This is a genomic window from Pseudomonas sp. TE50-2 (genome assembly GCF_040813665.1).
GTDB classification, from domain to species: Bacteria; Pseudomonadota; Gammaproteobacteria; order Pseudomonadales; family Pseudomonadaceae; genus Aquipseudomonas; species Aquipseudomonas soli.
Window position 1 is genome coordinate 1,108,852 of sequence record NZ_JBFNXN010000001.1, and the last position, 17,663, is coordinate 1,126,514.

17 protein-coding genes are annotated in these 17,663 nt (G+C 62.7%); 9 read left to right on the plus strand and 8 right to left on the minus strand.

What is annotated here, in order from left to right; translation table 11 throughout:
* Nucleotides 1-152 precede the first annotated feature (152 nt).
* The 6 genes from AAHK21_RS04995 (at nt 153) to AAHK21_RS05020 (ending at nt 7,115) form a co-directional block, all read left to right on the plus strand.
* Nucleotides 153-464 (plus strand): YqjD family protein, encoded by a 312-nt coding sequence (locus AAHK21_RS04995; RefSeq protein WP_367856612.1) that lies wholly within the window; start codon nt 153-155, stop codon nt 462-464.
* A 9-nt stretch (nt 465-473) separates the two neighbouring features.
* Nucleotides 474-848, plus strand: a complete 375-nt coding sequence (locus tag AAHK21_RS05000) for a phage holin family protein (RefSeq protein ID WP_102683128.1) — start codon at nt 474-476, stop codon at nt 846-848.
* Nucleotides 845-1,171 (plus strand): hypothetical protein, encoded by a 327-nt coding sequence (locus AAHK21_RS05005; RefSeq protein WP_102683127.1) that lies wholly within the window; start codon nt 845-847, stop codon nt 1,169-1,171. The genes AAHK21_RS05000 and AAHK21_RS05005 overlap by 4 nt, the downstream gene beginning before the upstream one ends.
* A gap of 78 nt (nt 1,172-1,249) precedes the next feature.
* Nucleotides 1,250-2,581, plus strand: a complete 1,332-nt coding sequence (locus tag AAHK21_RS05010; RefSeq protein ID WP_367856613.1) for a deoxyguanosinetriphosphate triphosphohydrolase — start codon at nt 1,250-1,252, stop codon at nt 2,579-2,581.
* Between the two features lie 279 nt (nt 2,582-2,860).
* Nucleotides 2,861-3,481, plus strand: coding sequence for a response regulator transcription factor (locus AAHK21_RS05015; RefSeq protein ID WP_031315749.1), 621 nt, complete (start codon nt 2,861-2,863; stop codon nt 3,479-3,481).
* Between the two features lies 1 nt (nt 3,482).
* On the plus strand, nt 3,483-7,115 hold the full coding sequence (locus AAHK21_RS05020; protein ID WP_367856614.1) for a transporter substrate-binding domain-containing protein: 3,633 nt from the start codon (nt 3,483-3,485) through the stop codon (nt 7,113-7,115).
* A 30-nt stretch (nt 7,116-7,145) separates the two neighbouring features.
* Here the strand turns inward: AAHK21_RS05020 and AAHK21_RS05025 are convergent, their stop codons facing one another.
* Nucleotides 7,146-7,490 (minus strand): YggL family protein, encoded by a 345-nt coding sequence (locus AAHK21_RS05025; RefSeq protein ID WP_046856427.1) that lies wholly within the window; start codon nt 7,488-7,490, stop codon nt 7,146-7,148.
* A 185-nt stretch (nt 7,491-7,675) separates the two neighbouring features.
* Between AAHK21_RS05025 and dacB the strand changes: the two genes are divergently transcribed.
* The gene (gene dacB / locus AAHK21_RS05030) at nt 7,676-9,139 is read left to right on the plus strand and encodes a D-alanyl-D-alanine carboxypeptidase/D-alanyl-D-alanine-endopeptidase (RefSeq protein WP_367856615.1); all 1,464 of its coding nucleotides are present in this window, start codon (nt 7,676-7,678) and stop codon (nt 9,137-9,139) included.
* Nucleotides 9,140-9,342: 203 nt separating this feature from the next.
* The gene (locus tag AAHK21_RS05035; protein WP_367856616.1) at nt 9,343-10,470 is read left to right on the plus strand and encodes an IS481 family transposase; all 1,128 of its coding nucleotides are present in this window, start codon (nt 9,343-9,345) and stop codon (nt 10,468-10,470) included.
* 379 nt (nt 10,471-10,849) lie between these two features.
* On the opposite strand, the gene AAHK21_RS05040 is transcribed toward AAHK21_RS05035, so the two are convergent.
* From AAHK21_RS05040 to AAHK21_RS05060, 5 genes are all read right to left on the minus strand, one after another.
* A complete protein-coding gene (locus tag AAHK21_RS05040) occupies nt 10,850-11,659 on the minus strand; it encodes an OmpA family protein (protein ID WP_367856617.1) in 810 nt (269 codons plus the stop codon).
* Entirely contained in the window at nt 11,656-12,009 is a 354-nt protein-coding gene (locus AAHK21_RS05045) for a DUF4398 domain-containing protein (RefSeq protein WP_367856618.1), read from the minus strand. Before AAHK21_RS05045 ends, AAHK21_RS05040 begins: the two co-directional genes overlap by 4 nt.
* Nucleotides 12,010-12,018: 9 nt before the next feature.
* A complete protein-coding gene (locus AAHK21_RS05050; RefSeq protein ID WP_023631442.1) occupies nt 12,019-12,840 on the minus strand; it encodes an ABC transporter substrate-binding protein in 822 nt (273 codons plus the stop codon).
* 86 nt (nt 12,841-12,926) lie between these two features.
* The gene (locus AAHK21_RS05055) at nt 12,927-13,856 is read right to left on the minus strand and encodes an electron transfer flavoprotein subunit alpha/FixB family protein (protein WP_038705728.1); all 930 of its coding nucleotides are present in this window, start codon (nt 13,854-13,856) and stop codon (nt 12,927-12,929) included.
* Nucleotides 13,857-14,606 carry an electron transfer flavoprotein subunit beta/FixA family protein gene (locus tag AAHK21_RS05060; protein WP_367856619.1) on the minus strand — a complete coding sequence of 250 codons (750 nt, stop codon included), beginning with the start codon at nt 14,604-14,606 and terminating at the stop codon, nt 13,857-13,859. It lies immediately after the preceding gene.
* Between the two features lie 543 nt (nt 14,607-15,149).
* Here AAHK21_RS05060 and AAHK21_RS05065 point away from each other — a divergent pair.
* Nucleotides 15,150-16,814, plus strand: coding sequence for an electron transfer flavoprotein-ubiquinone oxidoreductase (locus AAHK21_RS05065; protein ID WP_367856620.1), 1,665 nt, complete (start codon nt 15,150-15,152; stop codon nt 16,812-16,814).
* Between the two features lie 60 nt (nt 16,815-16,874).
* Here AAHK21_RS05065 and AAHK21_RS05070 read toward each other — a convergent pair whose 3' ends face one another.
* Together AAHK21_RS05070 and AAHK21_RS05075 are read right to left on the minus strand one after the other, a co-directional pair.
* Complete coding sequence (locus tag AAHK21_RS05070; protein WP_367856621.1) at nt 16,875-17,276, minus strand: type II toxin-antitoxin system MqsA family antitoxin; 402 nt, start codon at nt 17,274-17,276, stop codon at nt 16,875-16,877.
* Between the two features lies 1 nt (nt 17,277).
* On the minus strand, nt 17,278-17,574 hold the full coding sequence (locus tag AAHK21_RS05075) for a type II toxin-antitoxin system MqsR family toxin (protein WP_367856622.1): 297 nt from the start codon (nt 17,572-17,574) through the stop codon (nt 17,278-17,280).
* Between the last annotated feature and the right edge of the window lie 89 nt (nt 17,575-17,663).

Here is a 17,663-nt window from a genome sequence, read left to right on the forward strand (position 1 = left end):
CGGTATCCGCATCAAGCGCGCATGATTTCGGCGCAGGCCTCGACGGACACGCACCGCTTTTTAGCAAGCGCTGTACCAACACATCCCGCTGAACCTTCCGCGCCACCGATCACTCGAAATAGCCACATACATCCACAGGGAGAGGCCCACTCATGGCCAGCAAATCGGCAAAGACTGCACAAGACATACTGATGGCTGACTTCCAGGCCCTGGTCCGCGACACCGAAAAACTGCTGGCCGACACGGCCAACCTGGCCGGCGACCAGGCCGATGAACTGCGCGAGCAGATCCACGATCGCCTGGTCCAGGCTCGTGAAACCCTGCAACTGACCCAGGACTCGGTGCGCGCCCGTGGCCAGGCGGCCCTGGGCAACGCCGAGCAGTACGTGCAGGAGAACCCGTGGCAGGCTATTGGCATCGCCGCCGGCGTCGGCCTGCTGATCGGCCTGCTGGCCAAGCGCTGAGGAACCTTCATGGACAACGAAGCCATCGGCACGGGCGCCTCCGGCAGGCGCCTGGGCGCGGCAGTGCTGGGCTTGCTGCACAGCCATATCGAGCTGTTCGGGATTGAGTTGCAGGAGCAGAAGGCCCGTACCTTGAGCCTGCTGTTGTTCGCCGGCCTGGCGCTGGTGTTCGCCCTGCTGCTGCTGACCGCCCTGTCGGGGCTGGTGCTGGTGCTGCTGTGGGACAGCTACCGCTTGGCCGGGATCATCGGCCTGTGCGTGTTCTACGGGGTCGCCGCGCTGTACTGCGGCCTGCGCCTGAAGGCCGCGGTGTTCGACGAGTCCTCGCCGTTCAATGCCACCCTCGAGGAGTTGGCCAAGGATCGGGAGCGCCTGCTGCCATGAGCCTGCCAGAACTACCCAACACCCGTAACCCGCGGGAACTGCGCAAGGCGCTGCTGCGCCTGCGCATGGAAATGCACCGCCAGGAAATCCGCCACGAATCCGGGCAACTGCTCGAACCGGTCCGCCGCCTGCGCGGCATGGGCGGCTCGTTCGGTGAAGGCCTGGGGGTCAAGCACGGTTCGCTGTGGGGCATTGGCGCCGTGGTCGCCCTGGGCTTTCTCACCGGCAAGGGCGTACGCAGCGGCAACCTGACCCGCCTGGTACGCCTGGGCGCCAGCCTGGCCCCCTTGATCCGCCTGTTCCTCGGCAGCCGCCGCCGCTGAAGCCCGAGCGCGCCCGGCCCTTGCGCGGGCGCGCCGGACACAGGAAGCTATCCCGACTCTACGATGGGAGAACACGCCTTGGACTGGCAAACCCTGCTGACCCGCGAACGACTGGGCAAGGCCCTCTACAGCCCCGAGGAGCTCGGGCGCAGCCCTTTCCACAAGGATCACGACCGCATCATCTTCTCCGGCGCCTTCCGCCGCCTGGGGCGCAAGACCCAGGTGCATCCGGTGTCCAGCAACGACCATATCCACACCCGCCTCACCCACTCCCTGGAAGTCAGCTGCGTCGGCCGCTCGCTGGGCATGCGTGTCGGCGAGACCCTGCGCGACCAACTGCCGGACTGGTGCGAACCCAGCGACCTGGGAATGATCGTGCAGTCGGCCTGCCTGGCCCACGACATCGGCAACCCGCCGTTCGGCCACTCGGGCGAGGACGCCATTCGCCACTGGTTCCAGCAGGCTGCCGGGCGTGGCTGGCTGGACGACATGAGCGACGAGCAGCGCGGCGACTTCCTCAATTTCGAAGGCAACGCCCAGGGGTTTCGCGTGCTCACGCAACTCGAATACCACCAGTTCGACGGTGGCATGCGCCTGACCTACGCGACCCTCGGCGCCTACCTCAAGTACCCGTGGGCCGCGCGCCACGCCGATGCCCTGGGCTACAAGAAGCACAAGTTCGGCTGCTACCAGAGCGAACTGGGGCTGCTCGAGCAGATCGCCGGCAAACTCGGCCTGCCCCAGCTCGAACACCAGCGCTGGGCGCGCCATCCCCTGGTGTACCTGATGGAGGCCGCGGACGACATCTGCTACGCCTTGATCGACCTCGAGGACGGGCTGGAGATGGACCTGCTGCAGTACGCCGAGGTCGAGGCGCTGCTGCTGGACCTGGTGGGTGACGACTTGCCGGAAACCTACCGCCTGCTGGGCCCGGGCGAGTCACGCCGGCGCAAGCTGGCGATCCTGCGCGGCAAGGCCATCGAGCACCTGACCAATGCCGCCGCCCAGGCCTTCGTCGAGCAACAGCAAGCCCTGCTTGCCGGCCGCCTGGCCGGTGACCTGGTGGAGCACATGCACGGCCCCGCGCAACGCTGCGTGCTCCAGGCCAAGGACATGGCACGCAAGAAGATCTTCCAGGACAAGCGCAAGACCCTGCACGAGATCGGCGCCTACACGACCTTGGAGATCCTGCTCAACACCTTCTGTGGCGCGGCCCTTGAGCAGCACGGTGGGCGCACGCCGTCGTTCAAGAGCCGGCGTGTGCTGGACCTGATCGGTAACAATGCCCCCGACCCGCATGGCTCGCTGCATGGCGCATTCCTGCGCATGATCGACTTCATCGCCGGCATGACCGACAGCTACGCCAGTGAAATGGCCCAGGAAATGACCGGGCGATCCAGCCCGAAGTAGAAAAACCATGGGTGGCAGACGAATGTTTGCCACCCATGTTTAATTTGTATGAAATTTCCTATGCTATTTTTTTGTAAATAAACTTGCCAGCCTCATCCCCCTGCAAAAGTTATCAACTCCTGATAAAACCCTGCCAACATCTACATCTCTCGTAGCAAAGTTTCGCGGGCGCTGTAAGTTAATTCCTATATCCCGCATTTGGCACCTACTTCCCTGCCCGTCGCCATGCAACTGAGCTAATGTGCCGGCTGCCTTCACCTGCAGCCTGGAATGTTGAATATGCACTCAGTCTTTATTGTTGATGACCATCCCGTTATACGCCTGGCGATACGGATGTTGCTGGAAAACCAGGGATACCGGGTGGTCGGTGAATCGGACAATGGCGTTGACGCCATGCAGCTTATCCGTGAAACCCCACCGGACCTGGTCATACTGGACATCAGCATCCCCAAGCTCGATGGCCTGGAAATGCTCTCACGCCTGCAGGCCATGGCCATCCCGCTGAAGGTCCTGGTGCTGACCGCGCAATCGCCGGCACTGTTTGCCGTGCGCTGCATGCACTCCGGCGCGGCCGGGTATGTGTGCAAGCAGGAAGACCTCAGTGAGCTGCTCAGCGCCATCAAGGCCGTACTGTCCGGCTACAACTACTTCCCCAGCCAGGCACTCAATCCACCGCCGACAGGCAGCAACCAGGAGCTGGAACTGTTCCGCCAGGTCAACGACCGGGAACTGATGGTCCTGCAACTTTTTGCCCAGGGTCGCAGCAACAAGGAAATTGCCAAGGGCATGTTCCTCAGCAACAAGACCGTCAGCACCTACAAGAAGCGTCTCATGCACAAGTTGCGCGCCAGTACATTGGTAGAGCTGATCGACGTCGCCAAGCGCAACGCACTGGTCTGAAATGATGACGTGGAGGTACATCGCTGTATTGCTGCTCTGCCTGGGCACGCCGCTGCAAGGTGGCGGCGTGACCGTCGACCTGGGCCGCACCTACACCTTGCTCAGCCGCTCGGCACCGACGTCGGTCCGGCCGCCCCTGACAGCAGCCCAGCGCGACTGGCTCGCAGAACGCAAGGAGCTGGTGCTGGGCACCTCGGCGCCCGACTACCCCCCTTTCGACATCGCCACGGGCGGGCGCGAATACCAAGGGCTGACCGCCGACTACGCCGGCTTGATCGGCAGCGCCCTGGGCCTGCCTGTCCGCGTGCAGCGCTTTCCCAGCCGCCCAGCGGCGGTCGCGGCGCTCAAGAGCGGCCATATCGACCTGCTGGGCAGCGCCAACGGTTATGAAGCCGTCACCCAGGGCCTGGCGCTGTCACGCCCCTATGCCATTGACCAACCCGTGCTGGTGACCCGCGAGGACGAGAGCCGCGCGCTGGACACCGGCCTGCCGGGCATGCGTCTGAGCATGCTGTATCACTACCTGCCGCCCGGGGAAATCCACGCCAACTACCCCAAGGCCGAGCTGCTGACCTTCGAGTCGTCCACCCAGGCCCTGAATGCGGTGGCCTTCGAACAGGCCGACGTGTTCATTGGCGACACCATCTCCACTCACTACCTGATCAGCCAGGGTCACCTGCCGCATGTGCGCATGGCCAACTTCGGCAAGCACGAGGCCGTGGGCTTCAGCTTTGCCATGCGCGAGGGCGAGCCTACCCTCCAGTCCCTGGTGGATGCCGCGCTTGACGCGCAGTCCAGCGCCACCCGCAACGATATCTTCAAACGCTGGAGCGCCAGCAGCGGCAGCTTGCTGACCGACCGCAAGCTGCAGTTGTCGACACGCGAGGAGCAGTGGCTGAGCCAACATCCGATCATGCGCGTGGTGGTCAACGACACGGCGGCGCCACTGACGTTCTTCGACAGCAATGATCGCCTGCGAGGGATAGTCGCCGACCTGCTCGAGCTCATTCGCCTGCGCACCGGCCTGCGCTTCGAGATCCGCCGCGCCAGTGGCGACGGCGACATGATCGACCAGCTCGAGTCCGGGCGTGCCGACATCATCGCCAGCCTGTCCACCGAGGCCCGCCGGGGCAACCCGCTGCAGGTCAGCCGCCCCTATCTGGAGAGCGCCTATGTGCTGGTCACCCATACCGGCACCGACCAACCCAACAGCCTCAAGCAACTCAAGGGCAAGCGGGTCGCGGTGCCCCGCGACAGCACCGTGGCCACCCTGCTTGCCACTCGCCACCCGCGGATCCACCAGGTCGCCACCGAAAGCACCTACTACTCCATGGTGCTGCTCGGTAGTGGCGCGGTGGATGCGGCGATCGCCACCCTGATCGACGCCAACCACATGCTCGCCACCAGCTACAACCTGGTCATCCGCAGTACCGTCGGCACGGAACCCGCTGCCTTTTCCATGGCCACCGCCCCCGACGCCAGCGAATTGGGCTCGATCCTCGACAAGGCGTTGCTGAGCATCTCGCCGGAGGAACTGGGGGTGATCAACAGCCGCTGGCGCGACCACGGCCTGCGTGACGACGCCTACTGGCGCAGCTATCGCCGGGTGATCCTGCAGGTGGTCGGGGTGATCGCCGTCCTGCTGGTGCTCGCACTGGTATGGAATGCCCGGCTGCGTCGTCAGATCAAGCAACGTCAGCGGGCCGAACGGGCGCTGAACGACCAGCTGGAATTCATGGGCGCCCTGCTCAATGGCACGCCCCACCCCATGTATGTGCGCGACCGCGAGGGACGCCTGCAAAGCTGCAACGACAGCTACCTACAAGCCGTCGGCGCCAGCCGTGAACAGGTGCTGGGCAAACGCCTGGAAGACGCTCCCTACAGCGACTGTGACTATACCCAGCAGGTGCAGGACGACTACCAGCGGGTGATGGCGCAGGGAACACCCTTGATTCTCGATCGCCCCTTGCACCTGAAGGACCGCGACCTGACGATCTATCACTGGATCCTGCCCTACCGCGATTCGGTAGGCGAAATGCAAGGAATCATCGGCGGCTGGATCGACATCAGCGAACGCCGCAACCTGGTCCAGGACCTGCGCCTGGCCAAGCAGCAGGCCGATGACGCCAACCGCGCCAAGAGCACGTTCCTGGCGACTATCAGCCATGAAATCCGCACGCCGATGAACGCCCTCATCGGCATGCTGGAGCTGGCCTTGAAGCGCGCCGAGCAGGGCAAACTGGACCGTCCCGCGCTGGAAGTCGCCCACCATTCGGCCAACGACCTGCTGGGCTTGATCGGCGACATCCTGGATATCGCCCGGATCGAATCCGGGCAGATGTCCCTGGCCCCCGAACCCGTCGACCTCGCGGCGCTGGTCGAGTCGGTCGGGCGGGTTTTCGACGGCCTGGCCCGGCACAAGGGCCTGGTGCTGGATGTGGTGATTGCCCGCGAGGCACGCTGCCATGCGCTGCTTGACCCGCTGCGCTTCAAGCAGGTCCTGTCGAACCTGGTCAGCAATGCGATCAAGTTCACCGAACAGGGGCAGGTGCGCATCACCGTCAAGCTGCGCAACGACGGCGAATCGGCGTTGCCGGCGCTCGACCTGGAGGTCCGCGACAGCGGTATCGGGATTCACGAGCAGGACCTGCAGCGCCTGTTCTCCCCGTTCGTGCAGGCCAACCCCTACAGCGACGGCGCCCGGGCCGGCACCGGGCTGGGGCTGGTGATCAGCCGCGACCTGTGCGCGATGATGGGCGGCGAGCTGAGCCTGCAAAGCCTGCAAGGTGTCGGCACCCGCGTGCGCCTGGTGATGCCGCTGCAGTGCGTCGAGCCGGTCGCGGCCCTGCCGCGACCCATGACACAAATCCTGCCCCCGGACGAGCAACTGAGGATTCTGGTGATCGACGACCACCCGGCAAACCTGCTGCTGATGGCCCAGCAGTTGAACTACCTGGGGCTGAAACAGGAAAGCGCCGAGGAAGGTGGTGAAGGACTGCGCATATGGCGCGAGGGCTGTTTCGATGTGCTGATCGTCGACTGCAACATGCCACAGATGAATGGCTACCAGCTGGCGCGGACCGTACGCACGGAGGAACGCCTGCATGACCGGCCGCGCTGCACCATTCTTGGCTATACCGCCAACGCCCAGCCCGAGGTTCGCCAGCAGTGCCTCGATGCCGGCATGGATGACTGCCTGCTCAAGCCCATCGGCCTGCAGGTGCTGGGGCAACGCCTGAGGGCCATCACACCTATTGCCCGGCAGTGCGGCGACCACCCTGGCCCGGCACCACGCTTCGATCTCAAAGGCCTGTCGACGATCGTCGGCGACAACCTTGCCGACCGCGACCGTATCCTCGAAACCCTGCTTCTGAGCCTGCGCCAGGACCTGAAGATCCTGATGGCCATCGATCCGCGGCATGAAGGTGACGAGCTGGCGCTGCAGGCACACAAGATCCTCAGCGCGGGAAGGATGCTGAATGCACGGTCGTTGATCGAGGCTTGCCAGGCACTGGAGGGAACGGACGTACCCCAGGCCGAACTGCTAAGGCGCCGTCAGGCGTTGGCGCGGCACATGCGCCGCGTGGAGAAAGCCCTGGCCAGGCAGCTGGAGCACCTGGCCGAGGCGGGATGAGAGCGGTACAGGGCGTACCGCCGACATCGATCAGGAAGCCGGGTTGATCGGCTTTTCCGGATACCAGGCATCCAGCAGCGGGCTGACTTCGATGCTGGTCAGTTCGCTACGGCCCTTGAGCCAGGCCTCGACAGCGGCGCGCTGTTCTTCGCTGACCGAGCCACGCTTGACGGAGCAGACCAGACCGAAGTCATCGCCGCCGACATAGTCCAGGCCGTTGGCATCCATGGCATCAGCCAGGAAAGCATCGAGGAAGGCATCGATGGCTTCATCGGACAGGTCTTCCTTGAAGCCCAGGTTCAGTTCGAAACCCAGCTCCTGGAATTCATCCACGCACAGTTTCTTGCGCAGGCGACGGGAACGGTTGGTAGCCATGAAACAATCCTCTCAATTAATTACGCGCGGCACTTTACCAGTTTCCGGCGCACAACGGCGCTTTTCCGTCGAACGAGGCCCATGCCGGGCACGCTTGGGGCATAATGCGCACTATATTCGTCTTGGGGCCATCACTTCATACAGCCCCAGTGTCTTTTCCCCTCGCCTGCAGGGTTTGTCCATTTATGATCAAGACGCTCCGCCCACTGCTGTTCGCCGGCCTGTTCCTGCCCTTGTCGCTGTCCGTGCAGGCCGCCACCGTAAACACCAATCTGCCACCGAAAGTGCAACAGGCGCTCAAGACCAACAAGCTGCAGGACTCGGCCCTGTCGCTGGTCATGCTGCCGCTGGACGGACCGGGCGCGGCGACCGTATTCAACGCCGACGTGTCGGTCAACCCGGCCTCGACCATGAAGCTGGTCACCACCTATGCCGCGCTAGAGCTGCTGGGCCCCACCTTCCAGTGGAAAACCGAGTTCTACACCGACGGCACCCTGAGCAACGGCGTGCTCAATGGCAACCTGTACCTCAAAGGCGGTGGCGACCCCAAGCTGAACATGGAAAAGCTCTGGTTGCTGATGCGCGACCTGCGCGCCAATGGTGTGCGTACCGTGACCGGCGACCTGATCCTGGATCGCAGCCACTTCGTGCAACCCAACCTGCCGCAGTTCAACGACGACGGCGGCGACGACAACAAACCGTTCCTGGTAAAGCCGGACTCGCTGCTGGTCAATCTCAAGGCTTTGCGCTTCGTCGCCCGTAACGACGGCGGCAAGGTCAACGTGTCGGTCGAACCACCGATCGCCAGCATCCGCATCGACAACCAGGTCAAGGCAGTGGCGGGCAAGCAGTGCACTGGCGAAGTGCGCTACAACCCGGTAGTGCAGCCCGATGGTGTCAGCGTCACGGTCAGTGGCCAGCTCGCCGATGGCTGCAACTCGCAGACCTACCTGGCGCTGCTGGATCACCCGACCTACGCCGCCGGTGCGGTGCGGGCCATCTGGAACGAGCTGGGCGGCAACATCCAGGGCCGCGACCGCATCGAGAACGTGCCCAAGAGCGCACGCCTGCTGGCTCGGGCCTTCTCGCCAGACCTCGTGGAAGTGATCCGCGACATCAACAAATACAGCAACAACACCATGGCCCAGCAGTTGTTCCTCAGCCTTGGCGCGCAGTTCCGCACCGACGCTGACGGCGACGACGCCCGCGCCGCTCAACGTGTGGTGCGTCAGTGGATGGCCAAGAAAGGCATCACCGCGCCGCACCTGGTGATGGAGAACGGCTCGGGCCTGTCCCGTGCCGAGCGGGTCAGCACCCGCGAGATGGCCGCGCTGCTGCAGGCGGCCTGGAAGAGCCCGTACGCGGCCGAGTTCATCAGTTCGATGCCGCTGGTGGGCATGGACGGCACCATGCGCAAGCGGCTCAAGCGCACCGCCATGACGGGCGAAGGGCATATAAAGACCGGGACCCTGAATACCGTGCGGGCGATTGCCGGGTTCAGCCGGGACAGCAACGGGCACACCTGGGCGGTGGCGGCCATTCTCAATGATCCCAAGCCTTGGGGGGCTTCGCAGGTGCTGGATCAGGTGTTGCTGGATCTTTATCGGCAGCCGAAGGTGGGGAATGGGACTGCTGGGGTGATGCCTTGATTTGAATGGGTTGGGCTTTCAGGCTTTCAGGGTGTGGGTTTTGAGGGCTGTAAACACATGCATTGGCGAGGGCGACGCATAGTCACCTTTTCGCCTTTACGGCGACCTTCTTTTGCGCGGGTGTATGGACCGGACACATGGTGGACACGTGTGCGGGGACATGGTTGACACTTTTCGGCAAGCAATCTGCCGGGAATACGACCATGCCTTGGAACGCGAGAGACGCCATGAGCTTAAGAGAAGAGTTCGTTAGCCTGGCCAATCACCCGGACGCCAACATGAGGGAGCTATGCCGTCGGTTCGGCATTAGCCCTCAGACGGGTTACAAATGGCTCAATCGATTTCGACAGGACGGCTTGCTCGGCTTGCAGGAGCGCTCTCGAAAGCCGGCCGTCAGCCCTCGCAAGACTCAGCCTGGGCTAGAAGAGGAAGTGATTGCCATCCGTAAGGAGCACTCCACGTGGGGTGGTCGAAAGATTAGTCACCTGCTTGATCAGCGCATCTGTGCCAGTACCGTAACCAATGTCCTGCATCGGCATGGATTGATCACCGCGGAGGCTTCCGAGGCTGCTAAACCATGGACACGCTTTGAGCGCGAAGCCCCGAATGATCTGTGGCAGATCGATTTTAAAGGTTTCTTCCAAACGGCTCAGGGACCTTGTTATCCGCTGACGCTGATTGATGACCACTCACGCTTTAACCTTGTGATACAGGCCTGCGCACATCAGCGCACAGGGTTGGTCATGGAGCACCTGACCGATCTGTTCAGCCGGTATGGGCTGCCCGTGCAGATCAACGCGGATAATGGCTCGCCCTGGGGGGCGCCAAGAAATCCCGGAGAACTCACACCGCTAGGTATCTGGTTGGTTCGCCTGGGAATTCGACTGACTTTCAGCAGGCCAGGCCACCCACAAACCAATGGTAAGGATGAGCGATTCCACCGGACGCTCAAGGCCGAGGTACTAACCGGGCGCAGTTTTCGGGATCTGCGAGAAGCGCAGGAAGCTTTCGACCTCTGGCGGGGCATTTACAACTACAAGCGTCCTCATCAGCAACTGGGCTACAAAGTACCGGCAGATCGCTATCAGATGAGCAGGCGGGCTTTCCCAAGCCGTCTACCGTCCGTTGAATACGGTCCCGATGATATTTTGGTGAAACCCTACAGCAGTCAGTTCCGCTTCAAGAAACGCTCATTTCGGATAGCCAAGGCGCTAGCAGGCTATGTGTTGGCGCTCCGCCGCAGCGATCAAGGGCCTGACCATTTTGATGTTTACTTCTGCCAGCACAAGCTGCGAACCATCGACTTCAACAACCCCGACGGTAAGCGATAATGTGTCCACCATGTCCCCGCACATGTGTCAGCGATGTCTCAAGTCCATACAGCGGGCAAAAGAAGGCAAAAACCGCTGGCTCCATTCATCCGGCCCCTACGCTTCGCTTCGGGGTCCCCTCACTCCGGGCTCGCTCCGGGAGGACGCGCCGACGGGCCATCCATGGCCTGATCGGCGCTTGACGGGCATCCATGCCCGTCACCTCCCTGCGCAAACCCTGCGTTCGGCCTCCTGAAGTCGCAATTGGCGGCGCCTGGACTATTGCGCGCTTAGAAGCAGAGCAAGACGAAAAAGCACAAATGCTTGTTTGGCAGTTGATCATTGATTGGCTGTCGCATCGGTGCGCCGATGCGACTTGCCGTGATCTCGTAGGCGGGGCTCAGCGTGCGGGGGCGAGCTTGCCCTTGTCGTCGGAGAAGACGATCTCCACTCGACGATTCTGCGCCCTGCCCCGCTCCGAGGCATTGGCTTCCACCGGGTACTGGTCACCATAGCCCTCGACCTGGATGCGCTTTTCATCCACGCCCAGGTCAACCAGCATGTCGGCAACCGACTGGGCACGATCACGGGACAGCTTCAGGTTCTCTTCCGCCGCGCCGGTGCTGTCGGTATAGCCCTCGATCCGCACCACTCGACGCGGATTGAGCTGGAGGAACTGCACCAGCTTGAGCACGGTGCGGCTGGCCGAGTTCTTGAGGTCGGCCTGGCCTGTGTCGAACAGCACGTCACCCAGGGTCATCACCAGGCCGCGGTCAGTCTGCTCGGACGCCAGCGCGACAATCTGCGCCTCGACGAACTTGCCTTGCTGCTGCACGCTCGCCAGCTTGGCCTCGCGCAGGGCCAGCTGCAGGCGCTGGCGCTCCAGGTCGAGCTTGGTCAGTCGCTCCTGATTCAGCGCCAGCTTGGCATGCTCACTGGCGATCTCGCTGTAACGCTGGCTGAGGTAGGCGTAATGGCGAACATCGCTGCCGGTGCCGACATAACCGGCCAGGCGCTCCGCGCGCCCCAGCGACTCGCCGGCCCGGATCACGTCACGGGGCGCGCTGCGCAGCACGTCGGAATTGTCCTTGACCTTCTGGAACGCGGCGCTGGCGTCGTCCAGCGCCGACTCGCTGCGCTGGCTGGCGCAGCCCTGCAACCCCACCACGGCCAGCAAGGCCAACGCGGCCATGGGCTTGAAGCGGCTCATGGCTGCACCTCCAGCTGTTTACGCAGACGCTTGATACGCGATTGCAACACCTGCAACTGCTCCTCGCTTTTCTGGTTCAGCACCAGCGCCTCGGCCAGGCGGGCATCAAGCTCGGCCTGCTCGGCGCGCATGCGTGCGTCGCGATAGCTTTCACCGAGCATGTTGCTCTTGGCGCGGGCCAGTTTGTCTTCGGCCAACTTGAACTCCGGCACCTGCTCGGTGGCACCGACCGCCTTGGCCTGCTCGAGCGCCTGCTCAGACAAGCGCAGCTGTTCATTGGGTGCCGGGTCATTGGCACAGCCGGCCAGGCCAAGCACGGCCAGGGCGAGCATCAAGGGTTGGATTCTCACACACGCTTCCTACTGTTTGGGGGCACCCTGCGACGCCTGCATCTGCGCCTTCCAACGCTCGACATTGCGCTGCAGCACAGCTTCGCTCGCCCCGGAGATCGGCAATTCTGTCAGCTTTTTCGCCAGTTGTCCGCGCAACCAGCTGTCGTTGCAGGCCGAGTTGTGCGACACCGTCAGGTACAACCCTGGCCGGTCCACCGGCAAGCCCCGCGCGATAAGGTCGTTACCCACGCCCAAGCTCTGGGCCATGGCCATACCCGAGTAACGCCCGGCCAGCACATAGTCGACCTGGCCAAGCACCAGTTTCTGGAAGGCCTGCGTCAGGTTCTGCGCCGGTTCCAGCTTGAGCTGGGCCTTGGCGAACGCCTCGAAGGCCGGTGTCAGGCGGGCCTTCTCCGACAGGGCGCCCTGGTAGCGGGCAAGGTCGGCCGGGCCGTCGAACACCAGGGGCGCGTCGTGACGGGTCCAGACCAGGTATTCATTGAGCTGCAAGGCCGGGTGGATATAGTCCAGGCTGGTCAGCTGGGTGACCTGCATCGGCGTATCGAGCAGCAGGTCCATGCGCCCGCTGCGCACTTCCTCCAGCGCCTGTTCGCGCTTGCCGGCGTGCAGCACCTCGACCTTCACCCCAAGCTCGGCGGCCACTTGGCGAAGCAGGTCGACATTGGCGCCGATCAGGTGCTTGGGGTCCTGCGGATCTTGCCAGGAATACGGTGGCGCATCCGGGCTGCCGGTGGCCACCAGGCGCTCGCATTTACCCACCGCCAAGGCCTGAGTCGACAGCAACGCCAGCACACAGGCCAGCCCTCCCTTGCTCCAGCGAAACGCCATGCACCCTCTCCCGCCCCTGAAAAAAATCATGAAAAAACCCGGACCGCCAGGGGCGGTCCGGGTTCTTTATAAGTGAAGCAGTCGGATCAGACCAGCTTTTCCAGCTCTGGAACCGCTTCGAACAGGTCAGCGACCAGGCCGTAGTCGGCCACCTGGAAGATCGGCGCCTCTTCGTCCTTGTTGATCGCGACGATCACCTTGGAGTCCTTCATGCCGGCCAGGTGCTGGATCGCGCCGGAGATACCGACGGCGATGTACAGCTGTGGTGCAACGATCTTGCCGGTCTGGCCGACCTGCATGTCGTTCGGCACGAAGCCGGCGTCGACCGCGGCGCGCGAGGCGCCCACGGCGGCACCGAGCTTGTCGGCCAGGGCGTACAGGTGCTTGAAGTTGTCACCGTTGCCCATGCCACGGCCGCCGGAGACGACGATCTTGGCAGCAGTCAGCTCTGGGCGGTCGGACTTGGCCAGCTCTTCGCCGACGAAGGCCGACTTGCCAGCGTCGTGGGCGGCGGCAACGGCTTCGACGGCAGCCGAACCACCTTCGGCGGCCACGGCGTCAAAGCCGGTGGTACGCACGGTGATGACCTTCACGGCAGCGCTCGACTGCACAGTGGCAATGGCGTTACCCGCGTAGATCGGGCGCTTGAAGGTGTCGGCCGATTCCACCGAGATGATCTCGGAGATCTGGTCGACGTCCAGCAGCGCGGCGACGCGTGGCAGGATGTTCTTGCCGTTGGTGGTGGCCGGGGCCAACACATGGCTGTAACCCTTGGCCAGCTCGACTACCAGCGGCGCGACGTTTTCCGGCAGGGCGTGGGCGTAGGCGGCGTTATCCGCGACCAGCACCTTGGCGACACCTGCGATCTTGGCGGCGGACTCGGCGACGCCACCGACGTTCTGGCCGGCGACCAGTACGTGGATATCACCACCGATCTTGGCGGCGGCAGCGACAGTGTTCAGGGTGGCCGGAGCTACGGCACCGTTTTCGTGTTCAGCGACAACCAGGATAGTCATTTAGATTACCTTCGCTTCGTTCTTCAGCTTCTCGACCAGTTCGGCCACCGACTTGACCTTGATACCCGCGCTGCGGGCGGCAGGCGCTTCGACCTTGAGGGTCTTGTTGGTGGAGGCGATGGACACGCCCAGCGCGTCTGGAGTAACGGTCTCCAGCGGCTTTTTCTTGGCCTTCATGATGTTCGGCAGCGACGCGTAGCGCGGCTCGTTCAGGCGCAGGTCGGTGGTGACGATGGCTGGCAGGTTCAGCGCAACGGTCTGCAGGCCACCGTCGATTTCACGGGTGACGTTGACCTTGTCGCCGGCAACTTCGACCTTGGAGGCGAAGGTACCTTGGGCGAAGCCGGTCAGCGCGGCCAGCATCTGGCCGGTCTGGTTGTTGTCGCTGTCGATCGCCTGCTTGCCGAGGATGACCAGCTGCGGCTGCTCTTTATCGACTACGGCTTTCAGTGCCTTGGCCACGGCCAGGGAGTTCAGCTCGTCGGCGGCTTCGACCAGGATGGCGCGATCGGCACCCAGGGCCAGGGCAGTACGCAGTTGCTCCTGGGCGGTGGCCGGGCCTACGGAAACAACCACGATCTCGCTCGCCACGCCTTTCTCTTTCAGGCGCACGGCTTCTTCCACGGCGATTTCGCAGAAGGGGTTCATGGACATCTTGACGTTTGCAAGGTCGACGCCGGAGTTGTCCGCCTTGACGCGAACCTTGACGTTGTAGTCGACCACTCGTTTGACAGCTACAAGAACCTTCATGGATTCCTCGTTACTCTCCGGTGAAAAGAATGTCGCCTGGGGGCTGCCCGGCGAATGCGCGTGGGTACAAGGGCACCTCTAAAAACGTGTCGACGGCAGTAAAGTTCAGTTGACCGATCAGTCCTGTTACGACCTTAAGGGTCCAAAACCCGCGGGTCATTTCCTGTGGTGCCGTGTAGACTCCACTACAACACCTGATTCGGCCCGCAAACCCTGCTCTACGCCCGGTCTTTAGGGGTGCACCTGCGCCCGACGGTCAGCCTACGGCGAACGCGAAAGCGCTCGTATCTTGACCGTAACACCCAATCCGGTCAATACGGCAAATTGGCCAGCCCTCAGCCGCCTACCTGTGATTTTACGGGCCTCCGGCAAATTCAAACAAACGTTTGTATTGGACCCGCCAAGTGGTGTAGATATAATGCGCGGCCAAGACAAAACGGTGTAGTCCATCACCTGCGAAGCTACAGCACCTGAACGCCGCACGTGACCGTGAACACCCATAAAAGACAAGCAACGCGATGAGCCTTGAGTAGGAGAGAACCTGTGGAACGCGAATACATGGAATTCGACGTGGTCATCGTCGGCGCAGGCCCGGCGGGCCTGTCCGCCGCCTGCCGCCTGAAGCAGAAGGCCGCCGAAGCCGGTAGCGAGATCAGCGTCTGCGTGGTCGAGAAAGGCTCCGAAGTCGGCGCCCATATTCTCTCCGGCGCGGTGTTCGAACCGCGCGCCCTGAACGAACTGTTCCCCGACTGGAAAGAACTGGGCGCGCCGCTGAACACCGAAGTGAAGCGTGACGACATCTATGTGCTCAAGGATGCCGGCAGCTCGACAAAAGTGCCTGACCTGTTCGTGCCCAAGACCATGCACAACCAGGGCAACTACATCATCTCGCTGGGCAACCTGTGCCGCTGGCTGGCCCAGCAGGCCGAGAACCTCGGCGTCGAGATCTATCCGGGCTTCGCCGCCCAGGAAGCGCTGTTCGACGAAAACGGCGTGGTCCGCGGCATCATTACCGGCGACCTCGGTGTCGACCGCGAAGGCAACCCGAAGGACGGCCTGTACACCCCTGGCATGGAACTGCGCGCCAAGTACACCCTGTTCGCCGAAGGCTGCCGTGGCCACATCGGCAAGCAACTGATCAAGCGCTTCGACCTGGACAACGAGTCCGACGTCCAGCACTACGGCATCGGCCTCAAGGAAATCTGGGAGATCGACCCGGCCAAGCACGAACAGGGCCTGGTGGTGCACACCGCCGGCTGGCCGCTGGACGTGATGGCCAAGGACAATACCGGTGGTTCGTTCCTCTATCACCTGGAAAACAACCAGGTGGTGGTCGGCCTGATCGTCGACCTGTCCTACGCCAACCCGTACCTGTCGCCGTTCGACGAGTTCCAGCGCCTCAAGCACCACCCGGTGATCAGCCAGTACCTCGAAGGCGGCAAGCGCATCAGCTACGGCGCCCGCGCCATCTGCAAGGGCGGCTTCAACTCGCTGCCGAAGATGGTGTTCAACGGCGGCGCGCTGATCGGCTGCGACCTCGGCACCCTGAACTTCGCCAAGATCAAGGGCAGCCACACCGCGATGAAGTCCGGCATGCTCGCCGCCGAAGCGGTGGCCGACGCACTGATCGCCGGCAGCGAGGGCGGTGACCAGCTCAACAGCTACGTCAGCGCGTTCAAGGCCAGCTGGCTGCATGAAGAGCTGTTCGCCAGCCGCAACTTCGGCCCGGCCATGCACAAGTTCGGCCCGATCCTGGGCGCTGCGTTCAACTACGTCGACCAGAACTGGTTCGGCGGCAAGCTGCCGTTCACCCTGCACGACACCAAGCCGGACTATGCCTGCCTGAAGCTCGCGGCGGATTCGAAAAAGATCGACTACCCGAAACCCGACGGCAAGCTCAGCTTCGACAAGCTCAGCTCGGTATTCCTCTCCAGCACCAACCATGAAGAGGAACAACCCTGCCACCTGAAGCTGGCCGACCCGAACATCCCGATCGCCAGCAACCTGCCACTGTACGACGAACCGGCGCAGCGCTACTGCCCGGCGGGCGTTTATGAAGTGATCACCCAGGAAGACGGCAACAAGCGCTTCCAGATCAACGCGCAGAACTGCGTGCACTGCAAGACCTGCGACATCAAGGACCCGGCCCAGAACATTACCTGGGTCACCCCTGAAGGCGCCGGCGGGCCAACCTACCCGAACATGTAGGCCCTGCCACTGGCAACAAGCAAAAGCCCCCTGGCCATGAGGCCTGGGGGCTTTTGCTTGTCAGGCACTGCGCACTTCCTCAAACAGCTCAGGATGGCGGTCAAGTAGCTTGAAGAGCTTGATCAATGATACTGGCGGGCGAGTCTTGCCATTTTCATAACGGGAGAAGGCGTTGACGCCGCCGCCAAAGATCTCGCCGGCCTCACGCTGATCAAGGTCGAATTTGCGGCGAACGGCGGCGATGAAGCCTGGGTCGACAGCGGCGGCATTGACCTGCCGGTCGAAAGCTCGCATCAGATCACTCAGACGCTCGGCTTCTTCCATGGCCAGCACCGCATCGCCACAGACCGGGCAGTAATCCCCGAATATATCGGGGATCAACGTATCTTGGCCTTTGTAGCGATAGGGCATGTCCTGAGCCTGGGCAACCAGCTCTGCGCCTCCACACATGGGACATTTCATTTCAAAGCTCCTTGAAAGACACGACCAGTACGTCGTCCACCACCACCAGCTTGAGATAGACCCAGCCGAATGGAGTGTGAACGTGATAGACGTCCTGCCAATACCTATGATCGTGATAAGTCGTCATGCTTTTGTAGAAATCAGAACACGAAAGCCCTCGAACGGCATCAAAGATATGCCTAGGTTGCAGACCAAGCGCATGGGCGCCCTGGGTCGCGGCTCGCGTCGATCGGATCTTGCCTTGACTCATCAGCAGTCGCACGCGCTCCAAAGGGCAATGCGGCGTTCTCTTCTCCATGAGAAATTAACCTTCCAGGTTATTTTTAGCTAATAGGTTATTCCAATAACCTCACCTGGAAGTCTGCCCCACCATGGCCAGCGCCCTAC

Bases quoted from the DNA above. Each gene is read 5' to 3' on its own strand.
- AAHK21_RS04995 (WP_367856612.1), top strand. From the start codon at position 153: ATGGCCAGCAAATCGGCAAAGACTGCACAAGACATACTGATGGCTGAC.
- AAHK21_RS05000 (WP_102683128.1), top strand. From the start codon at position 474: ATGGACAACGAAGCCATCGGCACGGGCGCCTCCGGCAGGCGCCTGGGC.
- AAHK21_RS05005 (WP_102683127.1), top strand. From the start codon at position 845: ATGAGCCTGCCAGAACTACCCAACACCCGTAACCCGCGGGAACTGCGC.
- AAHK21_RS05015 (WP_031315749.1), top strand. From the start codon at position 2,861: ATGCACTCAGTCTTTATTGTTGATGACCATCCCGTTATACGCCTGGCG.
- AAHK21_RS05020 (WP_367856614.1), top strand. From the start codon at position 3,483: ATGATGACGTGGAGGTACATCGCTGTATTGCTGCTCTGCCTGGGCACG.
- AAHK21_RS05025 (WP_046856427.1), bottom strand. From the start codon at position 7,490: ATGGCTACCAACCGTTCCCGTCGCCTGCGCAAGAAACTGTGCGTGGAT.
- dacB (WP_367856615.1), top strand. From the start codon at position 7,676: ATGATCAAGACGCTCCGCCCACTGCTGTTCGCCGGCCTGTTCCTGCCC.
- AAHK21_RS05035 (WP_367856616.1), top strand. From the start codon at position 9,343: ATGCCTTGGAACGCGAGAGACGCCATGAGCTTAAGAGAAGAGTTCGTT.
- AAHK21_RS05040 (WP_367856617.1), bottom strand. From the start codon at position 11,659: ATGAGCCGCTTCAAGCCCATGGCCGCGTTGGCCTTGCTGGCCGTGGTG.
- AAHK21_RS05050 (WP_023631442.1), bottom strand. From the start codon at position 12,840: ATGGCGTTTCGCTGGAGCAAGGGAGGGCTGGCCTGTGTGCTGGCGTTG.
- AAHK21_RS05055 (WP_038705728.1), bottom strand. From the start codon at position 13,856: ATGACTATCCTGGTTGTCGCTGAACACGAAAACGGTGCCGTAGCTCCG.
- AAHK21_RS05060 (WP_367856619.1), bottom strand. From the start codon at position 14,606: ATGAAGGTTCTTGTAGCTGTCAAACGAGTGGTCGACTACAACGTCAAG.
- AAHK21_RS05070 (WP_367856621.1), bottom strand. From the start codon at position 17,276: ATGAAATGTCCCATGTGTGGAGGCGCAGAGCTGGTTGCCCAGGCTCAG.
- AAHK21_RS05075 (WP_367856622.1), bottom strand. From the start codon at position 17,574: ATGGAGAAGAGAACGCCGCATTGCCCTTTGGAGCGCGTGCGACTGCTG.